The 17,283-nt window shown below is 73.2% G+C and carries 17 protein-coding genes; 8 read left to right on the top strand and 9 right to left on the bottom strand.

The annotated features are described in order from the left end of the window. Positions 1-210: 210 nt before the first annotated feature. Positions 211-3,567 carry an ExeM/NucH family extracellular endonuclease gene (locus ABD899_RS08745; RefSeq protein ID WP_345204724.1) on the top strand — a complete coding sequence of 1,119 codons (3,357 nt, stop codon included), beginning with the start codon at positions 211-213 and terminating at the stop codon, positions 3,565-3,567. Between the two features lie 74 nt (positions 3,568-3,641). After that, entirely contained in the window at positions 3,642-4,133 is a 492-nt protein-coding gene (locus tag ABD899_RS08740) for a DoxX family protein (protein ID WP_345204723.1), read from the top strand. Here the strand turns inward: ABD899_RS08740 and ABD899_RS08735 are convergent. From ABD899_RS08735 to ABD899_RS08715, 5 genes are read right to left on the bottom strand one after another with little or no spacing between them, the layout of a single operon-like run. Beyond that, complete coding sequence (locus ABD899_RS08735; RefSeq protein ID WP_345204722.1) at positions 4,123-5,100, bottom strand: quinone oxidoreductase family protein; 978 nt, start codon at positions 5,098-5,100, stop codon at positions 4,123-4,125. The genes ABD899_RS08740 and ABD899_RS08735 overlap by 11 nt on opposite strands. A 2-nt stretch (positions 5,101-5,102) precedes the next feature. Beyond that, complete coding sequence (locus ABD899_RS08730; RefSeq protein WP_345204721.1) at positions 5,103-5,465, bottom strand: hypothetical protein; 363 nt, start codon at positions 5,463-5,465, stop codon at positions 5,103-5,105. Beyond that, positions 5,462-6,325 carry a DODA-type extradiol aromatic ring-opening family dioxygenase gene (locus ABD899_RS08725; protein ID WP_345204720.1) on the bottom strand — a complete coding sequence of 288 codons (864 nt, stop codon included), beginning with the start codon at positions 6,323-6,325 and terminating at the stop codon, positions 5,462-5,464. Before ABD899_RS08725 ends, ABD899_RS08730 begins: the two co-directional genes overlap by 4 nt. 19 nt (positions 6,326-6,344) lie before the next feature. Further along, a complete protein-coding gene (locus tag ABD899_RS08720) occupies positions 6,345-7,133 on the bottom strand; it encodes a citryl-CoA lyase (protein ID WP_345204718.1) in 789 nt (262 codons plus the stop codon). Continuing rightward, entirely contained in the window at positions 7,130-8,308 is a 1,179-nt protein-coding gene (locus ABD899_RS08715) for a CaiB/BaiF CoA transferase family protein (RefSeq protein ID WP_345204716.1), read from the bottom strand. The genes ABD899_RS08720 and ABD899_RS08715 overlap by 4 nt, the downstream gene beginning before the upstream one ends. Before the next feature lie 223 nt (positions 8,309-8,531). Here ABD899_RS08715 and ABD899_RS08710 point away from each other — a divergent pair, with 223 nt between their 5' ends. Continuing rightward, positions 8,532-10,022: an amidohydrolase family protein gene (locus ABD899_RS08710; RefSeq protein ID WP_345204713.1), complete on the top strand. Its 1,491-nt coding sequence runs from the start codon at positions 8,532-8,534 to the stop codon at positions 10,020-10,022. Positions 10,023-10,070: 48 nt separating this feature from the next. Continuing rightward, complete coding sequence (locus tag ABD899_RS08705) at positions 10,071-10,883, top strand: IclR family transcriptional regulator domain-containing protein (protein WP_345204712.1); 813 nt, start codon at positions 10,071-10,073, stop codon at positions 10,881-10,883. Here ABD899_RS08705 and ABD899_RS08700 read toward each other — a convergent pair. The 4 genes from ABD899_RS08700 to ABD899_RS08685 form a co-directional block, all read right to left on the bottom strand. Beyond that, entirely contained in the window at positions 10,874-11,074 is a 201-nt protein-coding gene (locus ABD899_RS08700; protein ID WP_345204710.1) for a DUF4177 domain-containing protein, read from the bottom strand. The genes ABD899_RS08705 and ABD899_RS08700 overlap by 10 nt on opposite strands. Positions 11,075-11,109: 35 nt before the next feature. Then, positions 11,110-11,514 (bottom strand): hypothetical protein, encoded by a 405-nt coding sequence (locus ABD899_RS08695; protein WP_345204708.1) that lies wholly within the window; start codon positions 11,512-11,514, stop codon positions 11,110-11,112. A gap of 80 nt (positions 11,515-11,594) precedes the next feature. Next, positions 11,595-12,311 (bottom strand): M50 family metallopeptidase, encoded by a 717-nt coding sequence (locus tag ABD899_RS08690; RefSeq protein WP_345204706.1) that lies wholly within the window; start codon positions 12,309-12,311, stop codon positions 11,595-11,597. 40 nt (positions 12,312-12,351) lie between these two features. Beyond that, positions 12,352-13,794: a DEAD/DEAH box helicase gene (locus ABD899_RS08685; RefSeq protein WP_345204704.1), complete on the bottom strand. Its 1,443-nt coding sequence runs from the start codon at positions 13,792-13,794 to the stop codon at positions 12,352-12,354. Between the two features lie 247 nt (positions 13,795-14,041). Here ABD899_RS08685 and ABD899_RS08680 point away from each other — a divergent pair, with 247 nt between their 5' ends. From ABD899_RS08680 to ABD899_RS08665, 4 genes are all read left to right on the top strand, one after another. After that, positions 14,042-14,716 (top strand): LON peptidase substrate-binding domain-containing protein, encoded by a 675-nt coding sequence (locus ABD899_RS08680; protein WP_345204701.1) that lies wholly within the window; start codon positions 14,042-14,044, stop codon positions 14,714-14,716. Between the two features lie 141 nt (positions 14,717-14,857). Then, positions 14,858-15,139, top strand: coding sequence for a MazG nucleotide pyrophosphohydrolase domain-containing protein (locus ABD899_RS08675; protein WP_345204699.1), 282 nt, complete (start codon positions 14,858-14,860; stop codon positions 15,137-15,139). 18 nt (positions 15,140-15,157) lie between these two features. Then, entirely contained in the window at positions 15,158-15,529 is a 372-nt protein-coding gene (locus tag ABD899_RS08670) for an iron chaperone (protein ID WP_345204697.1), read from the top strand. Between the two features lie 82 nt (positions 15,530-15,611). Further along, a complete protein-coding gene (locus ABD899_RS08665) occupies positions 15,612-17,279 on the top strand; it encodes an ABC1 kinase family protein (protein ID WP_345204695.1) in 1,668 nt (555 codons plus the stop codon). Positions 17,280-17,283 lie beyond the last annotated feature (4 nt).

Here is a 17,283-nt window from a genome sequence, read left to right as displayed (position 1 = left end):
TCAGCACCCGACCGAGTGGGGAGGGAGGTCCGGGAGCAGCGCGAGCCGTGCCGTGACCTGCGACGACGACCGTTCACCGGCCGTTCGGCGATCGGCCTGTCGGCGAGGTCGCCAACGTCGTCGCGCGGTGCTACGTTCGCGACGCATCTCGTGCGGGGCGTGGCGTCGCGTCTGTGGCTGGTCCCCCCGCTTGACACATCTGGAGGACGCATGGCCCGTTCGTCGTTCCGCCGACTCGTCGCGAAGGTCGCCGTCGGCGCCCTCGCGGTGGTCACCCCCGTCGCCCTGGTACCCACCGCCGCGCAGGCCGCAGCCGGGGACTTGTTCCTCTCCGAGTACATCGAGGGGTCCAGCTCATCAAGCAGCAGCAAGGCGCTGGAGATCTACAACGGGACCGGGTCGGCGATCGACCTCGCCGCGTCCTCCTACAGCATCCAGATGTTTAGCAATGCCAACACCACGGCCGGCGTGACGATCAACCTGACCGGCACGGTGGCCGCGAACGACGTCTACGTCGTCGCCCAGTCCGCATCCGTCTCAGCGGTCCTTGAGCAGGCCGACCAGACGAACGGGTCAGGCTGGTACAACGGCAACGACACGGTGGTACTCCGCAAGGGCACCGTGGTTCTCGACTCCATCGGGCAGATCGCCTCCAACCCGACGACAGAGTGGGGAAGCGGCCTCACGAGCACAGCCGACAACACGTTGCGCCGCAAGTCCACCATCTGCGTGGGGGACACAGATCCCACAAATGCCTTCGACCCAGCCATCGAGTGGGACGGTTACGCGGCCGACACCTTCGGCGGCCTCGGTTCCCACAGCGCGTCCTGCGGCTCCGAGCCGCCTGGCGACGAGGCGCCCTCGGTCTCCTCGATCACCCCCGCGAACACCGGAACGGCGTTCCCGACGGTCGACGCGAGCGTGACGTTCAGCGAGCCGGTCAACCTCGCCACCGGAGCGATCGCCCTGACGTGTGCGGACGCTCCCGTGACCGCCGTGGTGACCGGCGGCCCGGAGACGTTCACCGTCAACCCCGACGCCGACCTCGAGGAGGGCGCCCGGTGCACCCTGACCGTCGACAAGGACCTGGTCACCGACCTGGACGCCACCGACCCGCCCGACACCATGGCGACGGACGCCACCTCGTCGTTCAAGGTCGTCCCCCAGTGCACCGCGGCGCCGATCGAGATCGGCAGGATCCAGGGTACCGAGGACCTGGCTCTCGGGGCTGGGCAGGTCTGCACCGTCAGCGGGGTCGTCGTCGGCGACTACGAGGGTGCTCCCCCCGCGTTGCGTGGCTTCTACGTGCAGGATGCCGGTGATGGCGACTCCGCGACGTCCGACGGCATCTTCGTCTTCAACGGAAGCTCCAACTCGGTTGCTCTCGGCGACGCCGTCGTGGTGACCGGTTCGGTGAGCGAGTTCCAGGGCCAGACCCAGTTCGGGGGCGGCTCGACCGTCACCGTCACCGGTACCGGGACCGTCGAACCGACCGGCGTCGCCCTCCCCATGGACAGCGCCACGGCGTACGAGCGCTATGAGGGCATGCTCGTCACCTATCCCCAGACCCTGTACGTCACCGAGCACTTCCAGCTCGGCCGCTTCGGCCAGGTCGTCGTCTCCGGTGGGGAGCGCCTCGACCAGCCGACGAACGTCGTGGCCCCCGGGGCTCCGGCCCTCTCGCTCCAAGCGGCGAACAACCTCAACAAGGTCATCGTCGACGACGCCTCGCAGGTCCAGAACCCCGACCCCATCGTCTTCGGGCGCGGTGGCCAGCCGCTGTCCGCGAGCAACACCCTGAGGGGCGGCGACACCATCGACGACCTGACCGGCGTCATGACGTACACCTGGGCCGGCAACTCGGCGAGCGGCAACGCCTTCCGGGTGCGGCCCGTGCAGGCACTCGCCGGTGAGTACGACTTCCAGCCCGCCAACCCCCGTCCGACCCAGCGCGCGGACGTCGGCGGCGACGTCCAGGTCGGCGCCATGAACCTGCTCAACTACTTCAACACCTTCGACGGGCTGCCTGACGCGACCACGGGGCCGAACGTCGTCGACAACTGCAGCTTCGGTGTCGGTGGCGCGCCGGCGGACTGTCGTGGTGCAGACACCCAGGCCGAGTTCGACCGCCAGTGGCCGAAGACGGTTGCCGCAATCGCGAAGGTCGACGCCGACGTCCTCGGCGTCAACGAGATCGAGAACGACGGTTACGGCCCGGACAGCGCCATCGCGCACCTCGTCGACAAGCTCAACGCGACGCCCGGTGTGGGCCCCTACGCCTTCATCAATGCCGACACGCCGGCCAACGGCGTCAACGCGCTCGGTACCGACGCCATCAAGGTCGGCATGATCTACAAGCCGTCCGTCGTCACCCCGATCGGGACGACGGCTGTCCTCAACACGGCCGCGTTCGTCAACGGCGGCGACAACACGGCGCGAAGCCGTCCCTCGCTCGCCCAGGCCTTCGAGGTCAACGCGACCGGCGGCACGTTCGTCGCCGACGTCAACCACCTGAAGTCCAAGGGGTCGGCCTGCGCCGTGCCCGACGCCGGTGACGGTCAGGGCAACTGCAACGTCGTGCGCACCAACGCGGCGAACGAGCTCGCCGACTGGCTGGCCGACGACCCGACGGGCACCGGCGAGGACGACACGCTCATCCTCGGCGACCTCAACTCGTACGCGAAGGAGGACCCGATCGTCGCCCTCGAAGAGGCCGGGTACACCAACCTCGTCGCCGAGCACGTCGGACAGGACGCCTACTCGTACGTCTTCGACGGCCAGTGGGGCTACCTCGACCACGCGCTCGGCAGCGCCGGCCTGCTGAGCCAGGTCACGGACGTCACCGAGTACCACATCAACGCCGACGAGCCGTCGGCGCTCGACTACAACACCGACTTCAAGTCGGCGAACCTCATCACCTCGCTGTACGCACCGGACGAGTTCCGGGTCTCGGACCACGACCCGATCGTCGTCGGGCTGTCCCCGACGCCGGCGCCGCTCGAGGCCGCCTTCGCCGACGACCGGGTCGGGTGCGGTGACGGCAACACCAGCCTCACGGTGACCCACCCCGCGCGGTACACGGGCGACACCCACGCGGTGTCGGTGGACTGGGGTGACGGCACGCCCGACAGCTCGGCGTCGTCTGCGTCGTCCCCCGTCACGTTCGGTCACACCTACACGGCCGCGGGCGTCTACACCGCCACCGCCACGGTCACGGACGAGCACGGTCACACGTACTCGACGACGGCTGAGATCACCGTCGAGTACACGTCATCCGGCATCACGGCGCCGTTCAAGAACGGCAGCGTCACCGCGAAGAGCGGCTCGACCGTTCCGGTCAAGGTCGACCTGCGCGACTGCGACGGCTCGGAGCCGACCGACCTCGTTCCGACCGTCACCGTGACCTCCGGCAGCACCATCGTGCGGACCGGGACCATGGCGTACGTCGACGGCACCTGGCTGTACGAGCTCAGCACGAAGGGCCTGGCCCCCGGCTCGTACACCGTGACCGTGACGGTCCCCGAGACCGGGCAGACCGACACTGGCACCCTGCGGGTCCGCCGCTGATGCGCTACCGCTGATGGCGGGGCAGGCCTTCGGGCCTGCCCCGCCCTCGTTCCCGGGTGTGGTTGGGTCGGGTCATGACCGGACCTGACGAGACCGCGCCCGCCGCGTCGGGGCGCCCGGAGGCCGCGGACGAGCGCCGCGACGCAGTCCCGCGCGCGGTGGTCCGCTGGCTCCTCGCCGTGCTCTTCGCGGTCGCGGGGGTCGGCCACTTCACCGCGGCCGAGGCGTTCCGCGCCCAGGTCCCACCGTGGATGCCGTGGCCCGAGGCGGTCATCGCCGTGAGCGGGGTCGTCGAGCTCGCCCTGGCGGCGGCGCTCGCGTTCGCCCCCCGGCGCCACCGGCCGCTCGTCGGCTGGGTGACCGCCGCGTTCCTCGTCGCCGTCTTCCCCGGGAACGTGAGCCAGTACGTCACGGGCACCGCGGCCTTCGGGCTCGAGACCGACTCGGCACGGCTCGTCCGGCTGTTCCTCCAGCCGGCCCTCGTCGCCGCGGCGCTGTGGTCGACCGGTGCCTGGGCGGCGTGGCGCGCGCGACGACGGGCGAAAGGAAGACGGTTCAGGGCCTGACGACGACCCGACGGTCGGCCCGGCCGGCCGCCACCTCGGCCCACGCCGCGGGCGTGTCGTCGAGGTCGACGACGTCGTGCGACACCCCGATGCGCCCGGCCGCGGCGTGCTCGAGCACGATGCCGAAGACGGCCCGGCGCCGGGCGTCGGTCAGCGCGTTGTTCGTGTGGCCGATGACGGATGCCGTCCGGCTGCGCAGCGTCGCCGAGTCGACCGAGAGCGCCGGGCCGGCGCTGCTGCCGAGGTTGACGAGCCGGCCCCCGTCGGCGAGGAGGAGGACGGCGGCGGTCCCCGGGACACCGGCGAGCGGGTCGACGACGACGTCGACCGGCCCGTCGCACGCGGCGCGCAGGCGCTCGGCGAGCGAGCCGGCATCCTCGTCCGGGGGCAGGTCGACGACCGCGTCGGCACCACAGGCGGCGGCCCGGTCCCGGCCGGTCTGCGAGCGGGCCGCGGCCACGACCCGCCGGGCCCCGAGCACCCGGGCGGCCTGCACCGCCACCTGACCGACGACGCCGCCGGCGCCGAGGACGAGCACCTGCTCGCCGGGACGCAGCGCGGCACGCCCCTCGAGGACCTCCCACGCCGCGACGGCCGACAGGCCGAGGGCCGCGACCGTCGTGTCGGGCAGGTCGGCCTCGACGACGACCGTCTCGGCGGCCCGGGCCACGGCCAGGGTGGCGAGGCCGCCGTCGCCGGGGGCCATGCCGGCCGGGCTCGGGAACCAGACCCGCCGGCCGACGAGGTCGGGATCTCCGGAGCGGACGACCCCGACCCCCTGCACACCGGGCACGTACGGCAGCGCCGGGGCACCGAAGTACGACGTGCCGCTCGCGCAGAGCACGTCGAGCGGGGTGATGGGCACGGCGGTCACCGCGACGAGCAGCTCGCCGTCGCCCGGCACCGGGTCGGGGCGGTCGAGGACCTCCGGCGGCCGGCCGTGGGCGGTGATGGTCGCGGCGCGCACGGTCAGGTCGCGATGTCGGGGTACGGCAGGGAGAAGTGGGCGAGGGCCGCGCCGTAGCCCTTCTGGTACGACAACGGCTCGGGGTGGTCGCGCTCGAACATCGCGATGAACAGGGTCAGGGTGAGGAACGGGTGGGCGCCCATCGCGAACAGCGCCACGTGGTCGTGCCCGACGAGCGCGGCCCGCTCCGCGTCGGTGAACGCGAGCCACGTGCTCGCCTCGCCGTCGGTCACGTTGAGGATGCGGTTGGCCTGCGTGGCCTCCCACCACGCGACGAGCCCAGCAGGGTCCTCGCGGTAGCGCTCGACGAGGTCGGGGTCGCGGTCGACGGTGTAGAGGAACTTGTCGAGGAGGTACGTGCTCATGCCGGCGCTCCGTTCGGGTACCAGGTGAAGTAGGCCTCCATCGTGTGGAAGAGGTCGAGGGAGTCCACGTGATCGGCCCTCGCGTTCTCCCCGGCCACGCCCATCATGAGCATGAAGTCCATGAAGCCGTGGGTCGCGTTGCCGGGCAGGTGGAGGCTGTCGAGGGTCACCTCGCGCAGGCAGCCGTCGAGGTCGCCGTTCGCGATCCACTGCACGGCGCGGTGGTCGAACTCGGGGTCCGGGCCGTGTGGCCCGAACTGGCGCGGGCCGCCGAGCTCGAGGGACAGGTGCCCGGTGCCGATGATCGCGACCCGCTGTTCGCTCGGCCACGACTCGACGAGCTCGCGGATCGTGCGGCCCAGCTCGACGAACCGCCTCGGCTGGGGCAGCGGCGGCGCGAAGATGTTCGTGTAGATCGGCACGATCGGCAGGTCGGCCTGCGGCCTTAGGGTGATGATCGGGCAGGTGATCGAGTGGTCGATCCGCAGCTCGTTGCTGAAGGCGAGGTCGAAACCGGAGTCCAGGCCGCCGCGCAGGATGTGCGACGAGAGCTCCTCGTGCCCGTCGAGCCGGAACCGCGGCAGGCCGAACTCGCGCTCCTCGTTGTACCAGTTGGCGTCGTAGGCAGGCGCCTTGCCGACGAGGAACTGCGGCATGTTGTCGAGCCACAGCTGGTGGAAGTGGTCGCTGCCGACCATGACGAGCACGTCGGGACGGGCCCGGGTCAGGGTCTCGCGGAACCGCTCGATCTTGGCGACCCACTCGTCCGCGAACGGTGGTCGCTCCTCCCCGACCGCGGTGCTCGCACGGTAGTAGAAGGGGTGGTGCGTCGAGGCGATGACGGCGACGACCTTCGCCATGGCGGGTCTCCTTCCGGGGTTACGGGGCGGTCGGGTCGACGTACTCCGCGGCGCGGTCGACGGCGAGGTAGACGTCCATGCCGATGGGGCGACGACGCTCCTCGGCGATCTGGCCGAGGAGCCCGGCGGCCCGGGCCAGCAGGGCGAACCCGCGCAGCATCTCGACCGGCAGGCCGAGGTCGGCCAGCGCCGCCCCGCAGACGCCGGCGCCGTTGAGCGGCAGCCGCCGGCCGAGCACCTGCTCGTGCACGCGACCGACCGCCTCGAAGAGCCGCAGGTGCGGGCCGCGCAGGCCCTCCTCCTCGGCCAGCGCGATGAGCACCGGCGTCCGGGGGTCGCCGTCCTTGTGCACCGGGTGGCCCAGGCCCGGGACGTACCGGCCCGCCTCCCGGGTGCGGCGCACGGCATCCAGGGCCACGGCATCCCACTGCTCGTCCGTCACGGGGAGGTCCTCGCCGAGGTCGGTGACGACGGCGTGGAGGAAGGCCCCGCAGTCCTCGGTGACACCGAGGAAACGGGACCCACCGCCGAGCAGGCCCGCCGCGAGGGCACCCTGGAGCGAGTCCGGCGCGGACAGGTAGGTGAGCCGGGCCGCGATCGCCGTCGGGGTGAAGCCGTGGTCGGCGAGCGCGACGAGCACCGCCTCGAAGACCCGGGTCTCCCCGGCGGTGGGGCGGCGCATCGCGACGAGCCAGAACGCGAGCTCGCCGAAGCCGACCTTCCCCATGAGGTCGGCGGTGAGGTCCTGTCCGAGGAGCCGGATCTCGTCGGCGCTCGAGGTGCCGAGGGACGTCGGGTAGGTCGTCATGCGTCTCCCTCCGTGCCGGGCCGTGTGGGCTCGGCGAGCCAGCGGCGGATCTCGGCACCGTGCTCGTCGAGCGCCGGCGGCGGCAGGACGTAGTCAGCAGGGGTGGCCGACAGCCGGATCGGGTGGCGCACCGACGGGACCGCGGCGTCACCCTCACCGACGACGACGACCGGGTCCAGGCCGACCGACTCGGCGAAGGCGACCCCGCCGTCGACGGTGTTGATCGGCCCACACGGCACGCCGGCCGCGGTGATGTCGCTGAACCACTCCGCCGCCGTGCGGGTCGCGAGGCGCTCGACGAGGAGCGGGCGCAGCTCGTCGCGGTGGGCCGTGCGGTCCTCGTTGCCGAGGAAGCGCGGGTCGTCGGCGAGCTCGGGGACACCGAGCACCTCGACGAGCCGGCGGAACTGTCCGTCGTTGCCGGCGGTGACGATGAGGTCGCCGTCGGCGCAGGGCAGCGGCTCGTAGGGGAACAGGCTCGGGTGGCTGTTCCCCATCCGGTACGGCACGACCCCCCCGGCCACGAAGGCGCTCGACTGGTTGACGAGCCCGGACAGGGCCGACGAGAGCAGGTTGACCTCGACGTGCTGGCCGACACCGGTCTCGCGCCGGGCGTTGAGGGCGGCGAGCACGCCGATCGTCGCGTGCAGGCCGGCCATGACGTCGAAGACCGAGATGCCGGCCCGGTAGGGCGGGCCGTCCGGGTCACCGGTGAGGCTCATGAGGCCGGAGATGGCCTGCACCATGAGGTCGTAGCCGGGCAGGTCGCGGCCCCCGGGCCCGCTGCCGAACCCGCTGATCGAGGCGTAGACGACGCGGGGGTTGGTCGCCGAGACGCTCGCGTGGTCGAGCCCGAACCGGGCCAGGCCCCCCGGCTTGAAGTTCTCGACGAGCACGTCGGCGCGGCGGGCGAGTTCCTGGGCGGCCGCGCGGTCGTCGGCGTCCCGCAGGTCGAGCGCGACCGACCGCTTGTTGCGGTTGACGCCGAGGTAGTACGTCGAGACGCCGTCGCGCACGGGAGGGCTCCAGGTGCGGGTGTCGTCGCCGCCCGGGGACTCGACCTTGACGACCTCCGCCCCGAGGTCGGCGAGCAGCATCGTCGCGTAGGGCCCCGCGAGGATGCGGGAGAAGTCGGCGACGAGCAGCCCTGCCAGTGGCCCGGTGCGCTCAGCCATCGCCGCCCCTCCTCGTCTCGTCGTCACAAAACGGACAACTGTCCGTCAAGTCGGTTCGTCGAGTCTCACCGCCTCACCTCCGCCGTGTCAAGAGCGAGAACGGGGCGGATGCCGGGTCCGTCCAAGGTCTTGACAGCGGCGGGCCCGCGCGCTGACAGTGGGGTCACGGCGCGATGGCGCCGCCCAGCGGACATCCGTCCGCCCGACGGGAACGGGAGAGGTCATGGCTCACGACGAGGTGGCCGAGGGTCGTCCGGTGCTGTTCCGGAACGCCACGGTGCTCACGATGGACGACGCCCACACGGTGCTCACCGGCGGGGACGTCCTCGTCGTCGGGGACCGCGTCGCCGAGGTCGGTCACGGGCTGACCGCGCCGGACGGGGCCCTCGAGGTCGACGCGACCGGAGGCATCGTCATGCCCGGCATGGTCGACACCCACCGGCACATGTGGCAGACCGCCATGCGCGGCTACGGCGCCGACTGGACCCTGACCCAGTACTTCGTCTGGTACTACCTCGAGCACGGTCGCCAGTTCCGGCCCGAGGACGTGCACACCGGCAACCTGCTCTCCGCCTGGGACGCCCTCGAGGCCGGCGTGACGACGACCGTCGACTGGTCGCACGGGCTGCAGACCGTCGAGCACGCCGAGGCCGCGGTCGACGCGCTCCAGGCGGTGCCCGGGCGCTTCGTGCTCGCCTACGGCAACATCCAGGCCGGCCCGTGGGAGTGGACGGCCGACCCGGCGGTGCACTCCTTCCTCGAGCGCCGGCGGGGCGACCTCTACGGCTGGCAGCTGGCCTTCGACGTCACCGGGGACCCCGCCTTCCCCGAGCGCCCGGCCTTCGAGGTGGCGCGCGAGCTCGACCTCCCGGTCACGACGCACGCCGGGGTCTGGGGCGCGACGAACGACGACGGCATCCGCCTCATGCACGAGAACGGCTTCATGGACGAGCGCAGCGTCTACGTCCACGCCGCCACCCTGTCGACCGACTCCTACCACCGCATCGCGGCCACGGGGGGCTCGGCGTCGGTCTCCACCGAGTCGGAGCAGAGTGCCGGCCAGGGCTACCCGCCCACGTGGCAGCTGCGCCGCCACGACATCCCGGTGTCGCTGTCGATGGACACGAGCGTGTGGTGGAGCAGCGACCTGTTCTCGGCGATGCGCACGACGCTCGGCGCCGACCGCTCGCGCGAGCACCTGGAGGCGCACGCCGCCGGCGACACGGTGACCAACGTGCACCTGCGGGCCGAGCACGTCGTCGACTGGGCGACCCGCGGCGGCGCGAGGGCCCTCGGCCGCGACGAGATCGGCCGGCTCGTGCCCGGGGCCAAGGCCGACGTCGTGCTCATCCGCAACGACCGCTCGCCGGTGTCCTTCCCGCTGCTCAACCCGTACGGTCACGTCGCCTTCCAGGCCCAGCGCGGCGACGTGCACACCGTGCTCGTCGACGGCCGGGTCGTCAAGCACGAGGGGGCCCTCGTCGGGTGCGACCTCGCCGACCTGCGCTGTCGGGCCGAGGCCACGGTCGAGCACCTCGTCGACGCGATGGGCGACGAGGCGTGGACGGCCGGCATGAACCCCGCGTTGCCGGAGGACGACGGCAAGGTCCTCGACAACCCCTACCAGTACACCGAGTTCCGCACCGACACGACGCGGGCGCGGGGCACCGTCTTCGGCGAGCCCGGCGCCGGCGAGGAGGACCGAGGAGCGTAGGGTGCGGCGCGCGCGCGAGCACCGCGCGGCGACGATCGAGGAGGCGTGATGGCCGGGCGAGGTCAGGGACCCGACTTCGTCGAGGCGCTGGCACGAGGCCTCGACGTCATCTCCGCGTTCGGGCCGGACCGCCCGCAGATGTCGTTGAGCGACGTCGCGCAGGCCACCGGCCTGGCCCGTCCGACGGCTCGTCGGCTCCTGCTCACCCTCGAGGAGCTCGGTTTCGTCCGGTCACGGGACGGCGTCTTCTCGCTGACGCCGCGGGTCCTCGCCCTCGGCACGGCCTACGCGTCCTCGCTCGGCCTGTGGGAGATCGCCCGGCCCCGGATGGAGGCGCTCGTCGCGCAGACCCGAGAGTCCTCGTCGATGGCCCAGCTCGACGGTTCGGACATCGTCTACGTCGCCCGGGTGTCGGTGCCCAAGATCATCGCCCTGCGGGTCGAGGTCGGCACGCGCTTCCCCGCCCCGCCGACGTCGCAGGGCAAGGTGCTGCTCGCCGCGCTCGACCCGGCGGACCTCGACGCCGTGCTCGAGCAGCCGAGCCGCTCCGGGCTGCGCGGCCACCTCGTGCGTCCGCGTGAGGAGCTCGACGACGAGCTGGCGCGCGTGCGGGCCCGCGGCTGGGCACTCGCCGACGAGGAGCTCGCACCCGGGGTGCGCTCGGTGGCCGTGCCGGTGCGCGACGGCACGGGCGCCGTGCGCGCGGCGATGAACATCACCGTCCACGCCGCCGAGACCTCGACCGAGCGGCTCCTCGACGAGCTGCTCCCGATGCTGCGGCGCACGGCCGCCGACGTCAGCGACGACTGGGCGCTGTGGCAGCGCCGGCCGCACGTCGAGGTCGTGCCGGCTCAGACCTGACGCTCGAAGGTGACGAGGAGCCCCTCGACGCCGCCGGGGCCGACCCGTCCCTTGACGTCGGCCGACGTGATCGCCTTGAGCTGCCAGCCCTGGGCGGCGTTCTCGTTGAGCAGCTTCTGCAGCCGGTCGCCAGACACCTTCCCGCCGATCATCTTCTCGCGGAGCTCGACGACCCTGTACTCGTATGCCATGCCCCCACGCTAGACCCGGGTGCCCGCGAAGGGCCTCAGGAGGCGGGATCGACGTAGGTCGCCTCGATCGCCGCGAGGTAGGACCCGGCGAGCCGCTCGTAGTCGTCGGCGGACACGAGCACCTCGTCCCCGGCCGCGAGGCGCAGCACCGTGCGCTCGGGAGCCCACCGGATGCCGTCGGCGAGCCGGAGCCGGCCGTCGTTGCCGACGATCGAGTCGGCGAGCACCCGCACCTCGTTCATCGGGTTGCCGCCCGTGCCCTCCAGGGTGCGCAGCCGGTGCGCGAACCAGGCGTCGAGGGCCACGACGGCCTGCGCGAACACGAGGTTCTCGAGCGTGGTGTCGTCGACGTCGTTCGCCTCCCAGGCGGCGAGCAGCGCGTCGGCGTTCGCCCGGCAGGCCTCGACCTCGTCCGCGGTGTAGCTGCTTCGGCCGGGCACGGGCACCTCCGGGTGGTGGGAACCTCCAGCCGGAGCCTACGCCCGGGGCGATCGGCGCGAGCGTGCCCGGGCGAGCGGGCTCAGGCGAGGATGCCGGAGGCGTCGAGCACGGTGCTCCCGGCCACCCACGACGCCCCGGCGAGCACGAGGACGAAGGTCGCGTTCCACACCGCCCTCGGGACGCGCGTGAGGCGCGCGAGCACGCCCGGGTCGCTCGTGCCGGCATCCGGCGTCGTGAGCACCGCGGCGAGGTGGCGCCACGCACCGACGAGGAGCACGACACCGGCGGCCACGACGACCTGGGCCTGCAGCCGGGCGTCGCCCGCCCACCACAGCGCGCCCGCGCCGAGCACGGCGACCGCGACGACCGCCCCGGTGAGGGCCGACCGGGCCCGCAGCGCCGCGACGACGAGGACCGCGAGCACGACGGTCAGCACCGGGGCCGACCAGCCGCGCACGGCGAGCCAGACGGCGGCCGCACCGACGACGGCGGGGGCGGGGTAGCCGGCCCACGTCGTGAGCACGCGCCCGAGCCCGCGGGCGGGGCCCACCGTCACGGCGTGGCCGGACATGTCACCGCGCAGGACGAACCCGGTGAAGCGGCGGCCGGCCAGGATGCCGACGCTCGCGTGGCCGAGCTCGTGGACGAGGGTGACGCCGAGGCGCAGCACCCGCCACAGCGGCTCGACGGCGACGGCCACGAGCGCCGCGACGAGGACGGCGACGACGGGCGCGCCGGACAGGGCGACGACCTGCTCGGGCAGCACCCGGGCCCACACCTCGCCGAGCCAGTCCATGGACAGCAGACCGTAGCCGCCGCGGCTGTGCGGTCCCGCGTCAGCGGGAGCGGCCGCCGGCGCCCTCGGAGAACGAGGCCGCCGAGCGGGCCGGACGCGAGGATGCCGGCCGGCCGGCGCCGCCGGACCCGCCCCGGGCCGTGCTACCGGGACCCCCCGGGCCGCGACGGCGCTGCCCGGAGCCGCCGGCGGAGCCGGCGCCCGAGCGGGCGGCGGATGCCGAGCGTGATCCGGAGCCCGATCCCGAGCGGGAACCGGAACCGGAGCCGCGGCGTGGGGACGCGACGGCCACCGGGGCGGCGTACCCGCCCTCGAACGAGCGGTCGCCGGGCGCGAGCTCCTGGAGCAGCGGGTGGGTGGCGTGGACGCGCGTCGTCGTGGCGCGCACCCCGGCCTTGCGGGTGAGGTCGCGCACGTCGCGGACCTGGTCGTCGGTCATGAGCGTGATGACGGTCCCGGAGGCGCCGGCGCGCGCGGTGCGGCCGGAGCGGTGGGTGTAGGCCTTGTGCTCGACCGGCGGGTCGGCGTGGATGACGAGGGCGACGTCGTCGACGTGGATGCCGCGCGCGGCGATGTCGGTCGCGACGAGGGTGCGGGCGGCGCCCGAGTGGAAGGCGTCCATCGTGCGGGTACGGGCGTTCTGGCTCAGGTTGCCGTGCAGCTCGACCGCGGGCACGCCCGAGCCGTTGAGCTGGCGCGCGAGCTTCTTCGCGCGGTGCTTCGTCCGGGTGAACACGACGGCGCGTCCCGGTGCTGCGACGAGGTCGAGGAGGACCGGGAGGTGGCCGTCGGGGGTGACGTGGAGGACGTGGTGCGCCATCGTCGCGACGGGCGACTGGGCCGAGTCGGCCTCGTGGGTCACCGGGTCGTGGAGGTAGCGGTTCGCGATGACGCCGATGCCGGCGTCGAGCGTCGCGGAGAAGAGCATCCGCTGGCCGCGCCGGGGGGTGGCGTCGAGGAGCCGGCGCACCTGGGGGAGGAAGCCGAGGTCGGCCATGTGGTCGGCCTCGTCGATGACGGTGACCTCGACGGCGTCGAGGGACACGTGGCCCTGGCCGATGAGGTCCTCGAGCCGACCGGGGCAGGCGACGACGACGTCGACGCCGCGACGCAGGGCCGAGACCTGCGGGTTCTGCCCGACACCGCCGAAGACGGTGCGCGAGGTGAGGCCGAGGCGGGCCGCGAGCGGGGCGAGGGCCTCGTCGATCTGGGTGGCGAGCTCACGGGTCGGGGCGAGGACGAGCGCGCGGGGACGGCCCGGCATCCGGCGGGTCGTGCTCTGCGACAGGCGGGTCAGCATCGGCAGCACGAACGCGAGCGTCTTTCCCGAGCCGGTGCGGCCGCGGCCGAGGACGTCGCGACCCGCGAGGGAGTCGGGCAGGGTCGCGGCCTGGATCGGCGTCGGGGTCGTGATCCGCTGGGCGGCGAGCACTTCGACGAGGGGGGCGGGCACGCCGAGCGTGCCGAAGGTGGTGCTGGACATGGGGGTCCTTCGTGGTTCGGGGGTCGGCGCGGACACGGTGGTCGGCGACGACGCGGGATGTTCTGCCGGGCGGGGCTCTGGGCCGCGGCGCCGTGTCGGGAGCGTGGTCCCGACGCGAAGGCATCGACATCAAAGAGAACGCAGCCCGAGGCAGAGGGCGGGCCGCGTCGCACAGCCTACGGGACGGGACCGGCATCCCCCGAATCGGTGCGCGGCACCGCCCGGCGGCGGACGCCTACAGTGGCGTATGCCGTCACTCGCCCTCTTCCCGCTCGGCACCGTCCTGCTGCCCGGTGGGCGGCTGCCGCTCCAGCTCTTCGAGCCGCGCTACCTCGAGCTGGCGCGCACCCTCGCCGAGCGCGCCGAGGACGACCGCCGCTTCGGCGTCGCGCTCATCCGAACCGGGCACGAGGTGGGGAGCGACGCGGTCCGCGACCTGCACGAGATCGGGTGCGAGGCAAGGGTCGACGCGATGGCCCTCGCGGACGGCCCGGCCGGCCCGGTCGTGCACCTCGTGGCGACGGGCGTGCGTCGCTTCCGCCTCGACGGGGTCGACCCCGACGCGCAGACCCCCTGGACGACCGGCCGGGTGGCCTTCCTCGAGGAGCCACCCGTCGACCCGGTCCACCCCGACGGGGCCGTCGCCGAACTGTCGGCACGGGTGCTGCGCGAGCACGAGTCCTACCTCGCGGGCCTCGGCGTGCAGGCCGAGCCGGTCGAGGCGAGCCCCGGGCAGCTGGCCTACCGGGTCGCCGAGCGGATGGCGCTCGACCCGCGGGACCGGCAGCGGGTGCTCGAGGGCGCCGACGCCGCGACCCGGCTGCGCACCGTCCTCGCCCTCCTGCGCCGGGAGACGGCCATCGTCGGGCGCTTCGGCGCCGTCCCGACGCCGCCCTCGCCGGGCGGGGCGTCGCTGAACTGATGTCGCGGGCCCGCCCGGGCGGCTCAGGGGACTCTTTCGACCGGGCGACGAACAAGCCTCGGAGACATCGGGGCCCTGACCCCGCCTTGTCCGACCCTTGTGCCGGTGGGGGGCGATCGTCGGGCGGGTAGGTTGCCGCGCATGGACCTCGCGAGCCTCCAGGACGTCATCGAGCGCACCTATGGCGAGCGCGACCGCGAGCGCGGGGTGCCGAGCACCGTCGCCTGGCTCGCCGAGGAGGTCGGTGAGCTCGCCCAGGCGGTGCGCAAGGGCAGCCCGGCGCAGCGCGAGCACGAGTTCGCGGACGTCCTCGCCTGGGTGGCGTCACTGGCGAACCAGATGGACGTCGACCTCGCCGCCGCGGTGCAGCGGTATGCCGCCGGGTGCCCGCGCTGCGCGTCCATCCCCTGCGCCTGCCCCTGAGTGATCCGGAGAGTGACCGTGGACGACACCGTGGACGACAGCGTGAAGGACGTCGAGGCGTGGTTCGAGCGCCTGCCGGCGGACCAGCGGGACGAGCTGCTCGCCCTGCGGGCCCGCATCCGCGAGCTCGTCCCCGACGCGACGGAACGGATCTCGTACGGCGTGCCCACCTTCGTGCTCTCCCGGCCGCTCCTCGCCCTCAACGCGTCGAGGTCCGGGTTGAGCCTCATCACGATGCGACCCGACCTGCTCGCCGGGATGGCGGATGCGCTGGGCGGCGTGCGGTGGTCGGGCTCGACCCTGCGCTTCCAGCCCGGGGCACCGCTGCCGGACGACGTCGTGCGCCGGGTCGTCGAGGCCCGCGTCGCGCAGGAGCGCGCCGGGCAGTGACCCCGGCCCGCCTCCGGTGCGCGGCCCCGCAGTGACCCGGCCCGCCTCCGGTGCGCGGCCCGGGAGCCAGCATGATGGGGTCATGGCCACGCTCACCGACGCCGCCTCCCGCTACGCCCGCCTGACCGCCCTGCTCCTGCGGTACGGACGCTCCGACCTCGTCTCCGGGGCCGGCCTCGACGAGTTCGCGGTCGCCGACGACGCACCGCTCGGCGAGGAGGACAAGGCCCGGCGGTTCGCCGCCGACCTCGAGGCGATGGGCCCGACGTACATCAAGCTGGGCCAGCTGCTGTCGACGCGCTTCGACCTGCTGCCGGCGTCCTACACCACCGCCCTCGCCTCCCTCCAGGACTCCGTCGCACCCATCCCGTTCGACGACGTCAAGCAGGTCATCGAGGAGGACTTCGGCGTCGGCCTGCGGCACGTCTTCGCCGAGTTCGACGAGGAGCCGGTCGCGGCCGCCTCGCTCGGCCAGGTGCACCGGGCCGTGCTGCCGAGCGGCCGGGAGGTCGTCGTCAAGGTGCAGCGCCCCGATGCGCGCGAGGTCGTCCGGGCGGACATGGAGACGATGGCCCGGCTCGCCGAGCTCGCCGACCGCCGCACCGACGTCGGGCGGCGGTACGGCTTCGCGAAGCTGCTCGCCGAGTTCCGCCGCACCCTCGCCGGCGAGCTCGACTACCTGCGCGAGGCGCGCAACCTCGCGCGGTTCGTCGAGCTGACCGAGGACTACGACCTCATCACCGTGCCGGAGCCGGTCGTCGGCCACTGCCGCCCCCGGGTGCTCACGATGGAGCGCATCGACGGGCGCAAGGTCACCGACGTCAGCCCGCTCGGGCTCATGGACTACGACACCCGCCCCATCGTCGAGCAGCTCTTCCAGTGCTACCTGCGGATGATGCTCGACAAGGGTGTGCTGCACGCCGACCCGCACCCCGGCAACCTCATGCTCACGACCGACGGCCGGCTCGCCCTCCTCGACCTCGGCATGGTCGTGACGGTTCCCCCGCGGCTGCAGGACCGCGTCGTCAAGCTGCTCCTGGCGATCATGGACGGCGACGGCGAGGAGGCCGCCCTCGTCCTCGCCTCGATGGGCCACCCGCTCGACGGCTACGACGCGGCGGCCTTCCGCGGCGACGTCTCGCACCTCGTCTCCGAGGCGGTTGCCTCGGGCTCGGGGATCCAGGCCGGCACGGTGCTCGTCGAGCTGAGCCGGCTCTCGGGCACCCACGGCCTGCGCCCGCCGGCGGAGATGTCGATGATCGGCAAGGCCCTGCTCAACCTCGACCAGGCGACGCTGCACCTCGACCCGTCGTTCGAGCCGGCGGAGGCGATCCGCGACAACGTCTCGCAGATCCTCGCCGGCGGGCTGCAGGTCTCCCCGGGGGGCATCGTCGCTGCCGCCATCGAGGCGAAGGAGTTCACCTCCCAGCTCCCGAAGCGGGCCAACCGGATCATGGACTCCCTCGCCGAGGGGGAGTTCTCGATCCGCGTCCAGGCGATCGACGAGGAGCGGCTGCACACCGTGCTCCAGCGGGTGGCCAACCGGATCACCCTCGGCATCGTCATCGCCGCGACCGTGCTCGGGGCCTCGCTCATGATGCGGGTGCCCTCGACGACCCTGTGGTTCGGCTACCCGGCGATCGCGATGGCCTTCTTCCTCTTCGCCGTCGTCGCCGGGGTCGCGCTCGCCGTGTGGATCCTGCTCACCGACCGCAAGGTGGCCCACCGACCGCGCAACGACCGGCCGTAGGCCC

The sequence above is a fragment of the Fodinibacter luteus genome (assembly GCF_039541575.1).
GTDB lineage: Bacteria > Actinomycetota > Actinomycetes > Actinomycetales > Dermatophilaceae > Fodinibacter > Fodinibacter luteus.
Note: the sequence above shows the minus strand (reverse complement) of the source record. Positions and strands in the feature narration are given on the sequence as shown.